This is a genomic window from Pantoea sp. SGAir0175, from assembly GCF_043547855.1.
This window is the reverse complement of the sequence record NZ_CP028081.1, coordinates 848,618-864,059: the sequence shown is the minus strand read 5'-3', so window position 1 is coordinate 864,059 and position 15,442 is coordinate 848,618. Positions and strand designations below refer to the sequence as shown.

Genomic DNA, 15,442 nt, shown 5'->3' with positions numbered 1-15,442 from the left:
TCGGGAGCAAAAAGCATTTTGGATTAGTTAAAGTAATGCGAATTGAGACCTGAAATTAGAATAAATCAAATGAAGGGCAATTTGGGTGCAGCGATGCACAATAATGGTGCCGGGGCGGGTTTTGCAGTGACGTTGCCGGGTGCGCACAGGGTCGCGATGGATGGCGACAACGCTGTGCAGTTCGGTGATTCATGAGCGGCAGCCGACTGCCACACCCACCCTTGAGGGCGATCGCGTAACGTCAGTGCAGGAAAAACGGCACCTGAAACGGTGCCGTAATAAGGAGGGTTAGCGGATCCAGCCGGGCAGGTCGTTGAGGCCCATGGCCTGCTTCAGCAGTAACGGCTTTACGCCAGGCAGCGTGTCGGCCAGCTTCAGCCCGACGTCGCGCAGCAGTTTTTTTGCCGGATGGTGGCCGGCAAACAGCTCACGGAAACCCTGCATGCCGGCCAGCATCAGCGCTGCGCTGTGCTTGCGGCTGCGTTCATAACGACGCAAATAGAGATGCTGGCCGATATCTTTGCCCTGCTGATGCAGACGGCGGATTTCGCCAATCAGCTCGGCGGCATCCATGAAGCCGAGGTTAACCCCCTGCCCGGCCAGCGGATGGATGGTATGCGCCGCATCGCCCACCAGCGCCAGCCGGTGCGCAGCAAAGTTGCGGGCGTAACGCGCCGTCAGCGGGAAGGTTTTACGTTCGCTTTCCACCTGGCACAGACCAAGGCGCATATCGAATGCTACCGACAGCTGCTGGTTAAACAGCGCTTCCGGCATGGATTGCAGTCGCGCCGCTTCCTGCGGTGACAGCGACCAGACGATGGAACACAGGTGCGGATCCTGCATCGGCAGGAAGGCCAGAATGCCGTCGCCGTGGAACACCTGACGCGCAATGGCATCGTGCGGCATATCGGTGCGTACGTTGGCGACCAGCGCGTGATGCTCGTAATCCCAGAAGGTAATCGGGATATCCGCTTTGTCACGCAGCCACGAGTTGGCCCCGTCCGCAGCAATCAGCAGGCGCGCGCTCATCATGCTGCCGTCCTGCAGGGTAATAAAGGCTTCGTTATCGCCAAACGCCACCTGCTGCAGCTGAGCCGGCGCAATCAGCGTCACCTCGTTGCACTGGCTGGCGCGCTGCCACAGCGCACTGTGAATCACCTCGTTTTCAATGATATGTCCGAGGTGCGATAGCCCCTGCTGCTCGTCATCAAAGCTGATCGAGCCAAAGCTGTCCTGATCCCACACTTCCATGCCGTGATACGCGCTGGCGCGCAGCGCGAGAATGGTCGACCAGACATCAAGTTTTTGCAGCAGACGCTCGCTGGCGGCGTTGATGGCCGAGACGCGAACCGACGCTGGCGCCGCCGCATCAAATTGTGGCTCAGGCGCTTTTTCCAGCACCGCAACGCGCAGGCCGCTGCCCTGTAAGCCACAGGCCACCGCCAGACCGACCATGCCGCCACCGGCAATCGCCACATCAAATGTTTGCATTGCTGCCCCTTAATTCATGCTTAACGCTTAACCCAGCCGAGCGTGCGCACGGCAAGTGGGTTTCGCAGCCATGGCAGGTGGTCCATTGCCACCAGCCCAAGATTTCGTCCTGCCACCAGCGGGGCATAACGGTTGGCGAACAGCCGCACCAGACCGTCGGTGACGCCAATGGTCGCCGCACGATCCGGCTGGCGGCGCGCAGCAAAATGGTGCAATACCGCGTGGCTGCCCGGATCCTGCTGGTGACGATGCGCCGCCGCAAGGGTTTCCGCCAGCGACATCACATCGCGCAGTCCGAGGTTAAAGCCCTGCCCGGCGATCGGATGCAGCGTCTGGGCCGCATTGCCGACCAGCGCCAGCCGGTGCGTCACCTGACGCTCTGCGGTCTGCAGCGCCAGCGGATAGATTTCGCGCTGGCCGGCGTGAGTAAAGCGCCCCAGCCGCCAGCCAAAGGCGCGCTGTAATTCATGCAGGAAGGTGGCATCGTCCCACTGCTTAACCGTGGCTTCGGCCGCCGCCGGATGACACCACACCAGCGATAGACGGTTGCCGGACATCGGTAACAGCGCCAGCGGGCCATGCTGCGTGAAGCGCTCAAACGCGCGGCCCTGATGCGGCACCTGCGTCGCGACGTTGGCAATCACCGCCAGCTGCTGGTAGTCGTCGCGCTGCCAGCGCATGCCGCAGGATGCTGCCAGCGGCGAGCGTGCGCCGTCAGCGGCCACCAGCAGCGCGCCCTGTAACGTTGCGCCGCTGCTGAGCGTCGCCTGCACGCTATCGGCGCTGCGGGTTACTGAGGTAACGTGATCCGGGCAGCACAGCGTCACGCCGGGTGCCTCACGCAGACGTTTAAACAGGCGCTGTCCCACGTCATACAGCTCGACCACGTTGCCCAACGCCGACAGCTGATAATCCTCAGACTGCAGCTGAACAAACCCGCTGTGCCCGCGATCGGAAACGTGGATGTGGGTAATGGGCGTGGCGCAATCCGCCAGCGACCGCCACAGGTCAATTTCCGCCAGCTGCTGACAGGTGCCCGCCGCCAGCGCGATGGCGCGCCCGTCAAAGCCCGGGTGCGCGCGGCTGTCCGGCTGATGACGTTCAATCAGCGTCACCGGCAACTGGCCCTGCGTCAGATGCGAAATCGCCAGTGCCAGCGTGGCGCCGGTCATGCCGCCGCCTGCAATCAGGATACTCATACGCTGCGCGCCGCCGCCATCAGTGCTTCGATCGCCTCAGCGTCTTTTACCACGCTGTCGGTCAGGTTTTCATTACCGTCGGCGGTGATAACGATGTCGTCTTCGATACGGATACCGATGCCGCGATATTGTGCCGGCACTTTGGCATCCGGCGCGATATACAGGCCCGGTTCAACGGTGAGCACCATGCCGGGCTCAAGCAGGCGGTCGCGGCTGGGCGTGCCGTAGTGGCCGACGTCATGCACGTCCAGCCCCAGCCAGTGCCCAAGACCGTGCATAAAGAACGGACGGTGCGCCTGCTCTTCAAACAGCGTATCGATATTGCCTTCCAGGATGCCCAGATCGACCAGACCGGTGATCATGATGCGCACCACTTCGTCGTTGACTTCATGGATGCTGATGCCCGGGCGGAACATCGACAGCGCCTTATACAGCGAGGCGAGCACGATGTCGTAGATCTCGCGCTGCGGCTGGCTGAATTTACCGTTTACCGGGAAAGTGCGGGTGATATCGCCGGCGTAGCCATGGAATTCGCAACCGGCATCAATCAGCACCAGATCGCCGTCGCGCATTTCGCTTTCGTTTTCGGTGTAGTGCAGAATGCAGCCGTTCTCACCGGAGCCCACAATGGTGTTGTAAGACGGAAAGCGCGCGCCGTGGCGGGTGAATTCGTGATGGATTTCGCCTTCCAGCTGATATTCAAACATGCCGGGACGGCACGCCTGCATCGCACGGGTATGTGCCAGCGCGCTGATTTTTCCTGCGCGGCGCAGAATAGCGATCTCGTCTTCGCTTTTAAACAGGCGCATCTCATGCACCCAGGGACGCCAGTCGGTCAGCGTCGCCGGTGCGCTGAGGTTTTGCCGGAAACCGCGGCGCAGTTTCTCCAGCGCGCTGAACACCAGCGTATCCGCTTCCGCGTATTCACCCTGTGCGTGATAGACCACATCGAGTCCGTTGAGCAGCTGGTGCAGCTGCTCGTCAATCGCATCCCACGGCAGCGCGCGGTCAACGCCCAGCTTCGCCGGTGCGGCTTCCTGACCAAGCCGACGTCCGAACCAGATCTCCGCCGTCAGGTCGCGTACGCGGTTAAACAGCACGCTGTGGTTATGATTGTCATCGCTCTTGATTAAAACCAGCAGCGCCTGCGGCTCGTTGAAGCCGGTGAAGTACCAGAAGTCGCTGTTCTGGCGAAAGGGATATTCGGTGTCGTTGCTGCGCGTCACTTCAGGTGCAGCAAAAATCAAAGCCGCGCTGCCAGGCGCCATGCGGGCGATCAGCGCCTGACGACGTTGCCGGAAGGTTTCCAGTGTAATCATATTTGCACTCCCTGTAGAAAACGGGCAGCGACCTGCCCACGATGACGCGCTTAGTGTAGCGTAGGTTTTTGCACTTCCGGTGCGGTCGGCGTGCGTGGCCGGGTGAAGGTGTCATGGCACAGCAGCGCGGCAACGCGCACGTACTCAATCACCTCTTCCAGCGACTGTTCGAGCTCTTCCTGATCTTCATCTTCATCGTAGCCAAGTTGCGCAATGGTGCGCAGATCGTCAATCGCTTCGCCGGTCTCACCGGTCACTTTGTCCAGCTTCGGCTGCGTCACGCCCAGGCCCAGCAGGAAGTGATTGACCCAGCCAGCCAGCGCGTCAGCACGATCGAACACCGTGATGTCATCCTCATCCGGCAGCATCAGCTGGAACAGGAAACCCTCTTCATCCAGCGTGTTGGCCAGGTTTTCATGCAGCGCCTGCAGCGGCTGCGACAGGCTTTGCGAGAACGCCATGCCCTCGTTAGTCAGGTCATGCACCAGGGTTTTCCAGCTGCTGTCCTGATTGCCGCCGCACAGAATGCCACACAGCAGTCCGTGCATCTCGGCGGGCGTCATGCCTACGCCCTGCTGGGAAAGTGCCGCGGCCAGCGCGTTGTAAGTGGGTGTTGCGTTCTGTAAAGACATAAGCTTTGGTCGTCGTTGGCAGAATAAGTTCGTGTTATGCTACCACCAGGTGCCTCAGGGTTTCCAGAAAAGGGGTTGTAACTTATCACGCGGGTCTATATAGTTGCGCACCTCCCAACCCATTGACAGGTAAGGGAGATGCGAACGAAGTAATCAGTCAGGATGGTGGCATGTCTGCACAACCGGTAGATATTCAGATTTTTGGTCGTTCATTGAGAGTGAATTGTCCGCCTGAACAGCAAGATGCGCTGAATCTGGCCGCAGAGGATCTCAATCAACGGTTGCAAGATTTAAAAGTTCGCACTAGAGTCACAAATACAGAGCAGCTGGTGTTCATCGCCGCGTTAAACATTTGCCACGAGCTGGCACAAGAGAAAGGTAAAACGCGCGATTACGCAGCCAATATGGAACAACGCATCCGTATGCTGCAGCAGACCATTGAGCAGGCATTAGTTGAGCAAGGTCGCATAACTGAACGTCAGGGCCCTAAATTCGAATAACACTTCATGGTACTCGTGTTAGAGTAACGGTGAAGTCAATTTTCTCTGAGATGTTTGCAAGCGGGCCAGTCCCCTGAGCCGATATTTCATACCAACAGAGTGTGACGCTCTGTAACCTGTGAGCATGCTCGGTCCGTCCGAGAAGCCTGATGGTTACGACGGCATACTCACCTTGAACCAAGGGTTCAAGGGTTACAGCCTGCGGCGGCATCTCGGAGATCTCCTCTTAGTTCCACCCTGTTATTCCCGGTGTGATAATGTGGCTATCAACAGCCTTATCAGCCGGGGACATCATGCCAGCACCTTCTCTTCTCGACCGTCAGGATATTCGTCAGCATGTGCGCCATCTGCGCCGCAATCTTACGCCTGAGCAACAGGTTGAGGCCGCCGATCTGCTGGCTGAACATGCCATCAATTTTGCCCCGCTGGCCAGCGCACAACGCATCGCGCTGTTTCTCTCCGTCGACGGCGAAATCAATACCCGACCGCTGATTGCCAAACTGTGGCAGCAAAAGAAGCAGGTCTTTCTGCCGGTGCTGCACCCGTTTGCGCCCGGTCATTTGCTTTTTTTGCGCTACACGCCAGAAACCCCGCTGCGGCCTAACAAGCTGCGCATCCCTGAGCCGCCGCTGGATATTACGCAGCTGGCGACACTCGATCAGCTGGATGTGATGCTGGTACCGCTGGTGGCGTTTGACGCGCAGGGACAACGCTTAGGCATGGGCGGGGGTTTTTACGATCGCACGCTACAGCACTGGCAGCAGCATGGTTTTTTACCGCTGGGTATTGCGCACGACTGCCAGCGCGTCGATGCGCTGCCGGTGGCGGCCTGGGATGTGCCATTGCCGGCGATTCTCACGCCGTCAAAGCTGTGGCAGTGGGAAACGCTGGCGGGATAAAGACAGGGCGCCCAGCGGCGCCCTGCACTGTCAGTACAGCAGACGGGCGCGAATGGTGCCTGGAATCGCCTTCATCAGTTGCAGCGCTTTCTCGGCCACATCTTCTTCGGCATCAATATCGATAACCACATAACCCATCACTGGCGAGGTTTGCAGATACTGAGCGGCAATGTTGATGCCCTGCTCGGCAAAGATCTGGTTGATGGCGGTCAGCACGCCCGGGCGGTTTTCATGGATGTGCAGCAGGCGGCTGGCGCTGGCAGCGTGCATCGGCAGCGAGACTTCCGGGAAGTTTACTGCGGAGAGCGTCGAGCCGTTGTCAGAGTACTTGGCCAGCTTGCCAGACACTTCCAGACCGATGTTCTCCTGCGCTTCCTGCGTTGATCCGCCGATGTGCGGCGTCAGGATCACGTTGTCGAATTCGCACAACGGCGAGTTAAACGGATCGCTATTGGTTGCAGGTTCAACCGGGAAGACGTCGATGGCGGCACCGGCGAGGTGCTTGCTGGCCAGCGCATTACACAGCGCCGGGATGTCGATCACGGTGCCGCGCGCGGCGTTGATCAACAGCGCGCCGGGCTTCATCAGCGCCAGCTCTTCGCTGCCAATCATGTTCTGCGTAGACGGCGTTTCCGGCACGTGCAGGCTGACCACATCACTCATGTTCAGCAGGTCAGAGAGATGGCGCACCTGGGTGGCATTGCCCAGCGGCAGCTTGTTTTCGATATCGTAGAAAAATATGTGCATGCCGAGGCTTTCCGCCAACACGCCGAGCTGCATCCCGATATGGCCGTAGCCAATGATACCCAGCTTCTTACCACGCGCTTCGTACGAACCGGTGGCGATTTTATTCCAGATGCCGCGGTGTGCTTTGGCATTGGCTTCCGGAATGCCGCGCAGCATCAGCAGCATTTCGCCGATCACCAGTTCCGCGACCGAACGGGTATTGGAGAACGGGGCGTTGAACACCGGCACGCCGCGTTTCGCTGCCGCGCTGAGATCAACCTGGTTAGTACCAATACAGAAGCAGCCCACCGCCACCAGCTTTTCAGCTGCCGCGAAGATCTCTTCAGTCAGTTGGGTACGGGAACGGATACCAATGAAGTGGGCATCGCGGATGGAGGACTTCAGCGTCTCAGCATCCAGTGCGCCTTTGTGGAACTCGATGTTGGTGTAACCTGCGGCGCGCAGATTATCCAGCGCACTCTGGTGAACGCCTTCCACCAGCAGGAACTTAATCTTGTCTTTTTCCAGTGATACCTTTGCCATTTCCCGACCCTATTCAGAATTCAACGAGGACTACCATAAGGTAGCCTTCTGTCAAAATATCAAAATTTTCCGGCGCGGCAATACAAACGATTGCCTGCACGCTAGCACGCGCCCACGTGCAGACAACACAAATCCACACAAAATCGTGAGATGACGAGAGCGCAAAGTACGAACCTGCTGTTGATGAATCATTTGTGACATAAGTCACCAAATTTCACTGCAGCAAGAAAAGATGTTTTGCGGATGAAAATAACCGGCGCTGGCGGCGCGCCGGTGAGATCAATTGGTGATGGTTTTCACGCCGTCCGGCGTACCAATCAGCGCGATATCCGCTCCGCGTGCGGCAAACAGCCCCACGGTGACGACGCCCGGCAGCGCATTGATGGTTTTTTCCAGCGCAATCGGGTCAAGGATGCGCAGATTATGTACGTCGAGAATAATGTTGCCGTTATCCGTAACCACGTGCTGACGATACTCCGGCAGGCCGCCCAGCTTTACCAGCTCCCGCGCCACATAAGCGCGCGCCATCGGAATCACCTCCACCGGAAGCGGGAAGTTGCCCAGCACATCGACCTGCTTGGACGCATCCGCGATGCAGATAAATTTCTGCGCCACCGCCGCGACAATTTTCTCGCGCGTCAGCGCCGCACCGCCGCCCTTGATCATCTGCATCTGTGGATTGATCTCATCAGCCCCGTCGACATACACCGACAGCGCATCCACGTTGTTGAGATCGAACACCGGAATGCCCAGCGATTTGAGCTTTTCGGTTGAGGCTTCCGAACTGGAAACCGCGCCCTCGATCTGATCCCTGATGGTACCAAGCGCGTCAATAAAGTGCGCCGCCGTTGAACCGGTGCCTACGCCAACAATGGTGCCTGGCTGCACGTACTGCAGCGCTGCCCAACCTACCGCTTTTTTCAGTTCATCCTGGGTCATGGTATGTTTAAAACCTGTGCGACATCGAAGTGCGCGTAGTATAAAACAAGGCGCTGTCAAAAAGCGCGGCTGACCGACGTTGGATGTAAGCCTTTGGAAGCCAGCCCGCAAAAACGCGTCGGCCGCACAGCTTCGCCGTTTTATGGCATAGTAGTTTCCACCCTGAACGAGAGAGAACAATAATGAAACGCCCGGATTATCGAACGCTTCAGGCGCTGGATGCTGTGATTCGCGAACGCGGCTTTGAGCGTGCCGCCCAGAAGCTGTGCATCACGCAGTCTGCGGTGTCGCAGCGCATTAAACAGCTGGAAAATTTATTCGGTCAGCCACTGCTGGTGCGTACCGTGCCGCCGCGACCGACCGAGCAGGGACAAAAATTGCTGGCGCTGCTGCATCAGGTGGAGCTGCTGGAAGAGGAGTGGCTGGGCGATGATAACGGTGGCACCACGCCGCTGCTGCTGTCGCTGGCGGTGAACGCCGACAGTCTTGCTACCTGGCTGCTGCCGGCGCTGAAAGATGTGCTGGCCGACTCGCCGGTGCGCCTGAATCTGCAGGTGGAAGATGAAACCCGCACGCAGGAGCGTTTACGGCGCGGTGAAGTGGTCGGCGCGGTGAGTATCCAGCCGCAGCCGTTGCCAAGTTGCCTGGTGGATCAGCTGGGTGCGCTGGACTATCTGTTCTGCGCCTCGCCGGAGTTTGCCGCGCGCTATTTCCCCAATGGCGTGACGCGCTCGGCGCTGCTGAAAGCCCCGGCGGTGGCGTTTGATCACCTCGACGATATGCATCAGGCCTTTTTGCAGCAGAACTTTGATTTATCGCCGGGCAGCGTGCCGTGCCACATCGTGAACTCGTCAGAGGCTTTTGTGCAACTGGCGCGTCAGGGATCGGTGTGCTGTATGATTCCGCACCTGCAGATTGAGCGCGAGCTGGCGCAGGGAGAGCTGGTTGATTTGACGCCAGGTTTGTATCAGCGCCGGATGCTGTACTGGCACCGTTTCGCGCCGGAAAGCCGCCTGATGCGCAGCGTAACCGATGCGCTGATTGCCCACGGCCACCGCGTATTGCGCCAGGATGAAGTTGCGGCCTAGCGCCGTTCAGATTAGCGCACAACAGTCGTAGCGGCGCGATTCATCGCGCGATTTGACAGCGGTTCTGCTGCTGGAGAGCGCGATGAATCGCGCCGCTACAATTTTACAGGCTAACTTACTGCGCCGTATTCGGTTTGATTTCGAATACCACATCCACCTGATCGTCAAAATGGATGCTCTGCTGCTCGTAGGTCTGCTGGGCGGTGGTGTCCGCTGCGGCACCGGCCGCTTTGTACATGCGCGCCATCGGCATCGGCTGGTAGTTAGCCACGTGATAACGAATGCTGTACACCGAGCCCAGTTTGGCGTTGAAGCCTTCCGCCAGGGCGCTCGCCTGCTGTGTGGCATTGGCAATCGCCGCTTTACGCGCCTGATCTTTGTAGCTGTCCGCGTTAGCCACGCCCAGCTCAACAGAACGAATCTCATTCAGGCCTGACTTCAGCGCGCCGTCCAGCAGCTCATTCAGCTTATCCAGCTGGCGCAGCGTGACTTCCACCTGACGCACCGCACGGTAGCCTTTCAGCACCGATTTACCCTCTTTGGTGTAGTCATACTCCGGCTGGGTGCTGAGATTAGCCGCATCAATATCTTTCTTCTCGATGCCGTTCTTTTGCAGGAAATCGAAATATTGCGCCACGCGGTCGTCAGCCTGTTTTTTTGCATCCGCCGCGTCTTTCGACGAAACATTCACCACGATGGAGAGCGTCGCCATATCCGGACGGGCATCCACGCTGGCCTGTCCTGATGTCACCACGTGCGGTCCGTTCGGCACTTCTCCCGCCTGGACCAGACCGGACAGTGCGCCCGTGCTCATTACGGCGGCCAGCGCCAGTGCTTTCAGTTTCACGAAAGTCCTCCTTGAAGGGTTCAATTTGCAGGTCGCCACTATGGCGAAACCCAAAACACATTACTATGCGTGATGGTCTGAGTTTGAAATTAGCAAAAAGTTCGGCTTTGCTCAGGTTTAACGTATCCGCGATCGCAAATTTATCACTACAGATTCGCTGAAAAGCGCCGCCTGCGTTTCTATTAAAGAAACACTTCTGCCCCTCGGGAGAGTTGTATTATGACAGAACAGCCACTTAGCCAAAGCGCGGTCAGCGTGCGAGCCGGACGCACACGCTTTATGATGCTGGCACTGGTGTTTATCAACATCATCATTAACTACATGGATCGCACCAACCTGTCGGTGGCCGCCACGCAGATGGCCGGTGAACTACGCTTCACGCCGCTGGAGATGGGGCTGATCTTCTCGGCGTTCGGCTGGATCTATGCGGCGCTGCAAATTCCCGGCGGATTCCTGATCGATCGTCTCGGCGCGCGGCTGGTATACGGCGCGGGGCTGTTTGCCTGGTCGCTGATCACCGCGCTGCACGCTTTTGCCAGCAGCTTCGGCGCGCTGTTCGGTCTGCGCCTCGGCGTCGGCGCCTTCGAGGCGCCGGTGATGCCGGCTAACAATCGGGTGATTTCCAGCTGGTTCCCCGAGCAGGAGCGTGCCAGTGCAATTGGCATCTACTCGTCCGCACAGTTTGTTGGCCTCGCCTGTATGACGCCGCTGCTGTTTCACGTGCAGGCTGCGTTTGGCTGGCGCGGGCTGTTTCTGATTACCGGCGTGGCGGGCATGATTTGGGCGCTGGTGTGGTATCTGCTGTATCGCGAGCCGAACCAGCACAAAGGTGTATCAGAGGCTGAACTTAACTATCTGCGTGACAACGGCGCACTGCTGGAAAATCGCCAGGGCAGCCAGGCGCCGCGCGCACGCTGGGCCGATCTGGCGCAGATGTTTCGCAGCCGCAAGCTGGTCGGCATCTATATTGGCCAGTTCACCATCTCCGCCACCTTCTGGTTTTTCCTCACCTGGTTTCCCACCTATCTGGTGGAGTATCGCCACATGGACTTTATCAAGAGCGGCTATGTGGCGTCGCTGCCCTACTTCGCGGCGTTTTGTGGCGTATTGCTGGCCGGCTTTGCCTCAGATCGCATGATCCGGCGCGGCGTGTCAGCCAGCGTGGCGCGCAAGCTGCCGGTGATCCTCGGCCTGTTCCTGACGCTGTTCATTCTGGGTGCTAACTACACCGAAGATTCGCGGCTGATCATCCTGTTTATGTCGCTGGCGTTTTTTGGCAATGGCCTGGCGACCATCACCTGGGTGTTTGTTACCGCGCTGGCGCCGCGCCATCTGATCGGTCTGGCCGGCGGCGTGTTTAACTTTACCGGCGCGCTGTCATCGATCGTGGTGCCCATCGCCATCGGCGCCCTGATTGACGGCAGCAACTTCGCGCCGGCGCTGGCCTTTATCGCCGTGCTGGCCGCTATTGGCATCTGCAGTTATCTGTTTGTGGTAGGAAAAATTGACCATGTCAGCGCGCGCTGATGAGCCGTTTCGCCAGCGCGTGCAGCTGTTGCAGACGCTGCGCCAGCTGGGCTTCATCGGCCTGCCAGATTTTAGCGAAGGCCAGCGCCGCGCGGTTGTTATTGATCGGCTGCGCCATACTGATTTCGCCGTCCTCGCGATGCCACACCAGATAATCCCCGGTGCGTTTGCGCGCCAGCAGCGGCGCAATCTGCGCCCACTGTTCGTCACTGAAGCGTGGCCGCAGCACCTCGTCACTCTCCGCCGCCAGCAGCGCGACGCCAATCACCGACTGCCACGCGGGCAGCATGCGGAATCCGGCCAGCGCCTGGCTGGTACTGGTGCGCTCGCCGGGCTCCGAGTGCCAGATGTAGATGACCTGGTCCTCCCACAGCACGCCAAGCGCCACCACGATATCGCGCGGCGCGTGCGCCTCCAGCTGCGGCAGTGCCGAAGCAAACAGCGACGATCCACGAATGGCCTGCGCCGCCAGCGCATGAATGCCCGGGCCCGGCAGATAGCGCCGGTGTTCATCCTGAATCGTCAGGCCGATGGACGCCATGGTCATCAGCAGACGGTTTACCCGCGTGCTGTTCATCCCCATCTGGCGCGCCAGTTCACGGCCGCCGACCGCTTTGTCACTGGATACCAGATATTGCAGGCAGCGAATTCCGTCAATCAGGCTCTGGTTGGGTTGCGAAGACATAAATCACCTTGTGACGGTAAAAATTCAATCTTAGCAGCCTTCAGGCGGGAGTAACCTCATGATGCAAACTTTCTCTTCTCAGGCCGCGCGTACCTTTCCGCTGCAGTCGTTACACGCCGATGTGCTGGTCGCCGGTGGCGGTCTGGCGGGCGTGTGCGCCGCGCTGGCTGCGGCACGCGCAGGCCAGCAGGTGGTGCTGATTCAGGATCGCCCGGTCCCCGGCGGCAACGCCTCCAGCGAAGTGCGGCTGTGGGCCAACGGCGCGACGTCGCATATGGGTAATAACAACCGCTGGGCGCGTGAAGGCGGCATCATGGGCGAGATCATGGAGGAGAACCTGTGGCGTAACAAAGAGGGCAACCCGGTGCTGTTCGACATGGTGCTGCTGGACATCGTGCAGGCGCAGCCGCGCCTGACGCTGCTGCTCAATACCGTGGTCAGCGACATCGAAAAATCCGCGCAGCGCCTGCAGGCGGTTCAGGCTTTCAACGCCATCAATCAGACCCGCTATCGCGTGACGGCCGACCAGTTTATCGATGCCAGCGGCGACGGCGTGCTCGGCTATCTGGCCGGGGCAGCGCACCGTGTGGGCGCAGAATCACCGCAGGAGTTTGGCGAAAAAATGGCGCCGGGCGAGCAGTTTGGCCACAAGCTCGGCCACTCGATTTATTTTTATACCAAACGCAGCGCGCAGCCGGTGCGCTTTGTACCGCCCTCCTTTGCGCTGAAAGAGATCACCGCCATTCCGCGCTATAAACGCCTGAGCTCCGATCTCAACGGCTGCGATCTGTGGTGGCTTGAGTGGGGCGGCCGGCTGGATACCGTGCATGAAAGCGAAACCATCAAGTGGGAGCTGTGGAAAATTGTCTGGGGCGTGTGGGATTACATCAAAAACTCCGGCGAGTTTGCCGATGCCGACACGCTGACCATTGAATGGGTCGGGCTGATTCCCGGCAAGCGCGAGAGCCGACGCTTTCTCGGCGATACTCTGCTGTGTCAGCAGGATATCATCGCGCAGCGCGACCACTACGATGCGGTGGCCTACGGCGGCTGGTCGATTGACCTGCATCCGGCCGACGGCGTGTACAGCGCTCACGACGGCTGCCGCCAGTTCCACAGCAAAGGCACTTACACCATTCCGTTTCGGGCGCTGTACAGCCAGTCGCTGGATAATCTGCTGCTGACCGGTCGGCTCATCTCTGCCACGCACGTTGCCTTTGGCAGCGCGCGCGTGATGTGCACCTGTGGCGTGCTGGGCGAAGTGGTGGGCCGCGCGGCGGCGCTGTGTCAGCAGCATAACCAGACACCGCGTCAGCTGGCGCAGCCGGAGCATATTGGTCAGCTGCAGCAACAGCTGCTGCGCCACGGCGCGTTCATTCCGCGTCAGCAGCTGGCGCATCCGGCCGGTGCCGCTCAGGTCAGCGCCAGCAGCACCTTCGCGCTGCACGCCCTGCCCGCGGATGGCGGCTGGCACGCCCTCACCTCGCGCTGCGCCCTGCTGCTGCCGCTTAAAGCCGGAGAACACCTGCCGGCGCTGACGGTGCAGCTGCGGGCGTCATCCGCGCAGACGCTGCAGGTTTCACTGCTGACCAGCGACAATCCGGCCAATACCTGCGGCGATCGGCTGCTGGCCACGCACAGCCTGCATATCGACGGTGAAGAGGCGTATTCGCTGCCGTTTGACTACCGTGCGGAGTGCGATCGCTACCTGTTTATCGCCTTTGAAGAAAATCCGTCGGTTGAAGTGGCGCTCACCCGTCAGCGCCTGCCGGGCATCATGATGGTATTCAACAGCCTCAATCCGCGCGTCGCGAAACGCACCCGGCAGATAAACGACGGCGATTACGGCGTGGATGAGTTTGATTTCTGGCTACCGCGCCGCGCGCCTAATCAGATCCTGATCGCGTTTAGTCTGGCGACGCCGCTGCGGTTGTGGCACTGCGACTATTTGCTCAACGGTAAACTGCGGCCGGAAAGTCACACCAACGGCTGGCTGCCGGCAGCGGACGATCGCCAGCCGTGGGTGTGCTGGCAGTGGCCGGACGCGCAGCGCGCCAGCCAGATTACGTTGCTGTTCGATAACGATTTCGATCATGCGATGGAAACGGTGCAGATGGGCCATGCGCAGGCGGTGACGCCGCACTGTACCACCCATTATCGCCTGTGGCTGGATGACAGGCTGCTGGCCGAGGTCAGCGATAATCATCACTCGCTGTGCCATCATGCGCTGCCCCCGGATACCACGTTCCGCCAGATTCGGCTGGAGCTGCTGGCCAGCGCAGGCGCCCTGCCCGCGCTTTACGGCCTGCATGTGCATCACCAGCCGGCGATGCCCTGACGCGCCAGCTGCAGGGCGATAAACCACATCACGCCGCCCACCAGCAAATTAATGATGCGCTGCGCGCGCACGGTGCGCAGGCGCGGCGACAGCCAGGCGGCCAGCAGCGCCAGACCGAAAAACCACAGCAGCGAGGCGCTGGCGGTGCCGAAAGCAAACCAGCGGCGCGCCTCCGCCGACGGCAGCTGACTGCCGAGGCTGCCGAGCACCACGAAGGTGTCGAGATAGACATGCGGATTGAGCCAGGTCACCGCCAGCATAGTAGCGACAATGCGCCAGCGCCCCTGCTTCAGCGCCGCCTCTGACGCCAGCGTGACATCGCCCTGCCAGGCACTGCGCAGCGCGCCCCAGCCATACCACAGCAGAAACGCCACGCCAGCCCAGGTGATCAGCATCAGCAGAACCGGCGACTGCTGCAACAGCGCGCTGCCGCCAAATATTCCGCCACAGATCAGCACAATATCGCTCAGTGTGCACAACGACGCGGTCATCAAATGGTAATGGCGCTTAATGCCCTGGTTCAGGACGAAGGCATTTTGCGGACCCAACGGCAGGATCAGCGCAGCACCAAGGGCAAGCCCTTGTAAGTAAACAGATAACACGGAAGATTTCCTGAAAAAGGGGTGTTGCTGTGCAGTATAGTGAGGCGCGGATATTAGCGGAAATGGAAAGAATTAATCGGTCATTAGCGTAACTGATAAAAAAGGGC

At 59.6% G+C, this 15,442-nt stretch carries 14 protein-coding genes and 1 other RNA gene; 6 read left to right on the top strand and 9 right to left on the bottom strand.

Going from position 1 to position 15,442, the window contains the following annotated elements:
* Positions 1-288: 288 nt before the first annotated feature.
* From ubiI to C1N56_RS03845, 4 genes are read right to left on the bottom strand one after another with little or no spacing between them, the layout of a single operon-like run.
* Positions 289-1,491, bottom strand: coding sequence for an FAD-dependent 2-octaprenylphenol hydroxylase (gene ubiI / locus C1N56_RS03860; RefSeq protein ID WP_394517142.1), 1,203 nt, complete (start codon positions 1,489-1,491; stop codon positions 289-291).
* A gap of 20 nt (positions 1,492-1,511) precedes the next feature.
* The gene (ubiH, locus tag C1N56_RS03855) at positions 1,512-2,690 is read right to left on the bottom strand and encodes a 2-octaprenyl-6-methoxyphenyl hydroxylase (protein ID WP_394517141.1); all 1,179 of its coding nucleotides are present in this window, start codon (positions 2,688-2,690) and stop codon (positions 1,512-1,514) included.
* Positions 2,687-4,009, bottom strand: a complete 1,323-nt coding sequence (gene pepP, locus C1N56_RS03850) for a Xaa-Pro aminopeptidase (protein WP_021506662.1) — start codon at positions 4,007-4,009, stop codon at positions 2,687-2,689. Before pepP ends, ubiH begins: the two co-directional genes overlap by 4 nt.
* A gap of 50 nt (positions 4,010-4,059) precedes the next feature.
* Positions 4,060-4,641, bottom strand: coding sequence for a YecA/YgfB family protein (locus C1N56_RS03845; protein WP_125309830.1), 582 nt, complete (start codon positions 4,639-4,641; stop codon positions 4,060-4,062).
* Between the two features lie 170 nt (positions 4,642-4,811).
* Here C1N56_RS03845 and zapA point away from each other — a divergent pair, with 170 nt between their 5' ends.
* The 3 genes from zapA (at position 4,812) to C1N56_RS03830 (ending at position 6,040) form a co-directional block, all read left to right on the top strand.
* On the top strand, positions 4,812-5,141 hold the full coding sequence (gene zapA / locus C1N56_RS03840) for a cell division protein ZapA (protein WP_021506660.1): 330 nt from the start codon (positions 4,812-4,814) through the stop codon (positions 5,139-5,141).
* A 39-nt stretch (positions 5,142-5,180) separates the two neighbouring features.
* Positions 5,181-5,364, top strand: a non-coding RNA gene (ssrS, locus tag C1N56_RS03835) — 6S RNA.
* 70 nt (positions 5,365-5,434) lie between these two features.
* A complete protein-coding gene (locus tag C1N56_RS03830) occupies positions 5,435-6,040 on the top strand; it encodes a 5-formyltetrahydrofolate cyclo-ligase (protein WP_058771549.1) in 606 nt (201 codons plus the stop codon).
* Positions 6,041-6,070: 30 nt separating this feature from the next.
* On the opposite strand, the gene serA is transcribed toward C1N56_RS03830, so the two are convergent.
* Entirely contained in the window at positions 6,071-7,309 is a 1,239-nt protein-coding gene (gene serA, locus C1N56_RS03825; protein ID WP_394517140.1) for a phosphoglycerate dehydrogenase, read from the bottom strand.
* A gap of 279 nt (positions 7,310-7,588) precedes the next feature.
* Complete coding sequence (rpiA, locus tag C1N56_RS03820; protein WP_021506657.1) at positions 7,589-8,248, bottom strand: ribose-5-phosphate isomerase RpiA; 660 nt, start codon at positions 8,246-8,248, stop codon at positions 7,589-7,591.
* Positions 8,249-8,430: 182 nt separating this feature from the next.
* Here rpiA and C1N56_RS03815 point away from each other — a divergent pair, with 182 nt between their 5' ends.
* Positions 8,431-9,336, top strand: coding sequence for a LysR family transcriptional regulator ArgP (locus C1N56_RS03815; protein WP_021506656.1), 906 nt, complete (start codon positions 8,431-8,433; stop codon positions 9,334-9,336).
* Positions 9,337-9,451: 115 nt separating this feature from the next.
* On the opposite strand, the gene C1N56_RS03810 is transcribed toward C1N56_RS03815, so the two are convergent.
* Positions 9,452-10,183 (bottom strand): oxidative stress defense protein, encoded by a 732-nt coding sequence (locus tag C1N56_RS03810; protein ID WP_021506655.1) that lies wholly within the window; start codon positions 10,181-10,183, stop codon positions 9,452-9,454.
* 219 nt (positions 10,184-10,402) lie between these two features.
* Between C1N56_RS03810 and C1N56_RS03805 the strand changes: the two genes are divergently transcribed.
* Complete coding sequence (locus tag C1N56_RS03805; protein ID WP_141496347.1) at positions 10,403-11,710, top strand: MFS transporter; 1,308 nt, start codon at positions 10,403-10,405, stop codon at positions 11,708-11,710.
* Here C1N56_RS03805 and C1N56_RS03800 read toward each other — a convergent pair.
* Positions 11,697-12,395: an IclR family transcriptional regulator domain-containing protein gene (locus C1N56_RS03800; RefSeq protein WP_021506653.1), complete on the bottom strand. Its 699-nt coding sequence runs from the start codon at positions 12,393-12,395 to the stop codon at positions 11,697-11,699. The genes C1N56_RS03805 and C1N56_RS03800 overlap by 14 nt on opposite strands.
* Positions 12,396-12,456: 61 nt before the next feature.
* Here C1N56_RS03800 and C1N56_RS03795 point away from each other — a divergent pair, with 61 nt between their 5' ends.
* Complete coding sequence (locus C1N56_RS03795; protein ID WP_394517447.1) at positions 12,457-14,733, top strand: FAD-dependent oxidoreductase; 2,277 nt, start codon at positions 12,457-12,459, stop codon at positions 14,731-14,733.
* On the opposite strand, the gene argO is transcribed toward C1N56_RS03795, so the two are convergent.
* Positions 14,712-15,335 (bottom strand): arginine exporter ArgO, encoded by a 624-nt coding sequence (gene argO, locus C1N56_RS03790; protein WP_262264576.1) that lies wholly within the window; start codon positions 15,333-15,335, stop codon positions 14,712-14,714. The two genes, C1N56_RS03795 and argO, sit on opposite strands and share 22 nt — an antisense overlap.
* Positions 15,336-15,442: the final 107 nt, after the last annotated feature.

Bases quoted from the DNA above. Each gene is read 5' to 3' on its own strand.
- ubiI (WP_394517142.1), bottom strand. From the start codon at position 1,491: ATGCAAACATTTGATGTGGCGATTGCCGGTGGCGGCATGGTCGGTCTG.
- ubiH (WP_394517141.1), bottom strand. From the start codon at position 2,690: ATGAGTATCCTGATTGCAGGCGGCGGCATGACCGGCGCCACGCTGGCA.
- pepP (WP_021506662.1), bottom strand. From the start codon at position 4,009: ATGATTACACTGGAAACCTTCCGGCAACGTCGTCAGGCGCTGATCGCC.
- C1N56_RS03845 (WP_125309830.1), bottom strand. From the start codon at position 4,641: ATGTCTTTACAGAACGCAACACCCACTTACAACGCGCTGGCCGCGGCA.
- zapA (WP_021506660.1), top strand. From the start codon at position 4,812: ATGTCTGCACAACCGGTAGATATTCAGATTTTTGGTCGTTCATTGAGA.
- C1N56_RS03830 (WP_058771549.1), top strand. From the start codon at position 5,435: ATGCCAGCACCTTCTCTTCTCGACCGTCAGGATATTCGTCAGCATGTG.
- serA (WP_394517140.1), bottom strand. From the start codon at position 7,309: ATGGCAAAGGTATCACTGGAAAAAGACAAGATTAAGTTCCTGCTGGTG.
- rpiA (WP_021506657.1), bottom strand. From the start codon at position 8,248: ATGACCCAGGATGAACTGAAAAAAGCGGTAGGTTGGGCAGCGCTGCAG.
- C1N56_RS03815 (WP_021506656.1), top strand. From the start codon at position 8,431: ATGAAACGCCCGGATTATCGAACGCTTCAGGCGCTGGATGCTGTGATT.
- C1N56_RS03805 (WP_141496347.1), top strand. From the start codon at position 10,403: ATGACAGAACAGCCACTTAGCCAAAGCGCGGTCAGCGTGCGAGCCGGA.
- C1N56_RS03800 (WP_021506653.1), bottom strand. From the start codon at position 12,395: ATGTCTTCGCAACCCAACCAGAGCCTGATTGACGGAATTCGCTGCCTG.
- C1N56_RS03795 (WP_394517447.1), top strand. From the start codon at position 12,457: ATGCAAACTTTCTCTTCTCAGGCCGCGCGTACCTTTCCGCTGCAGTCG.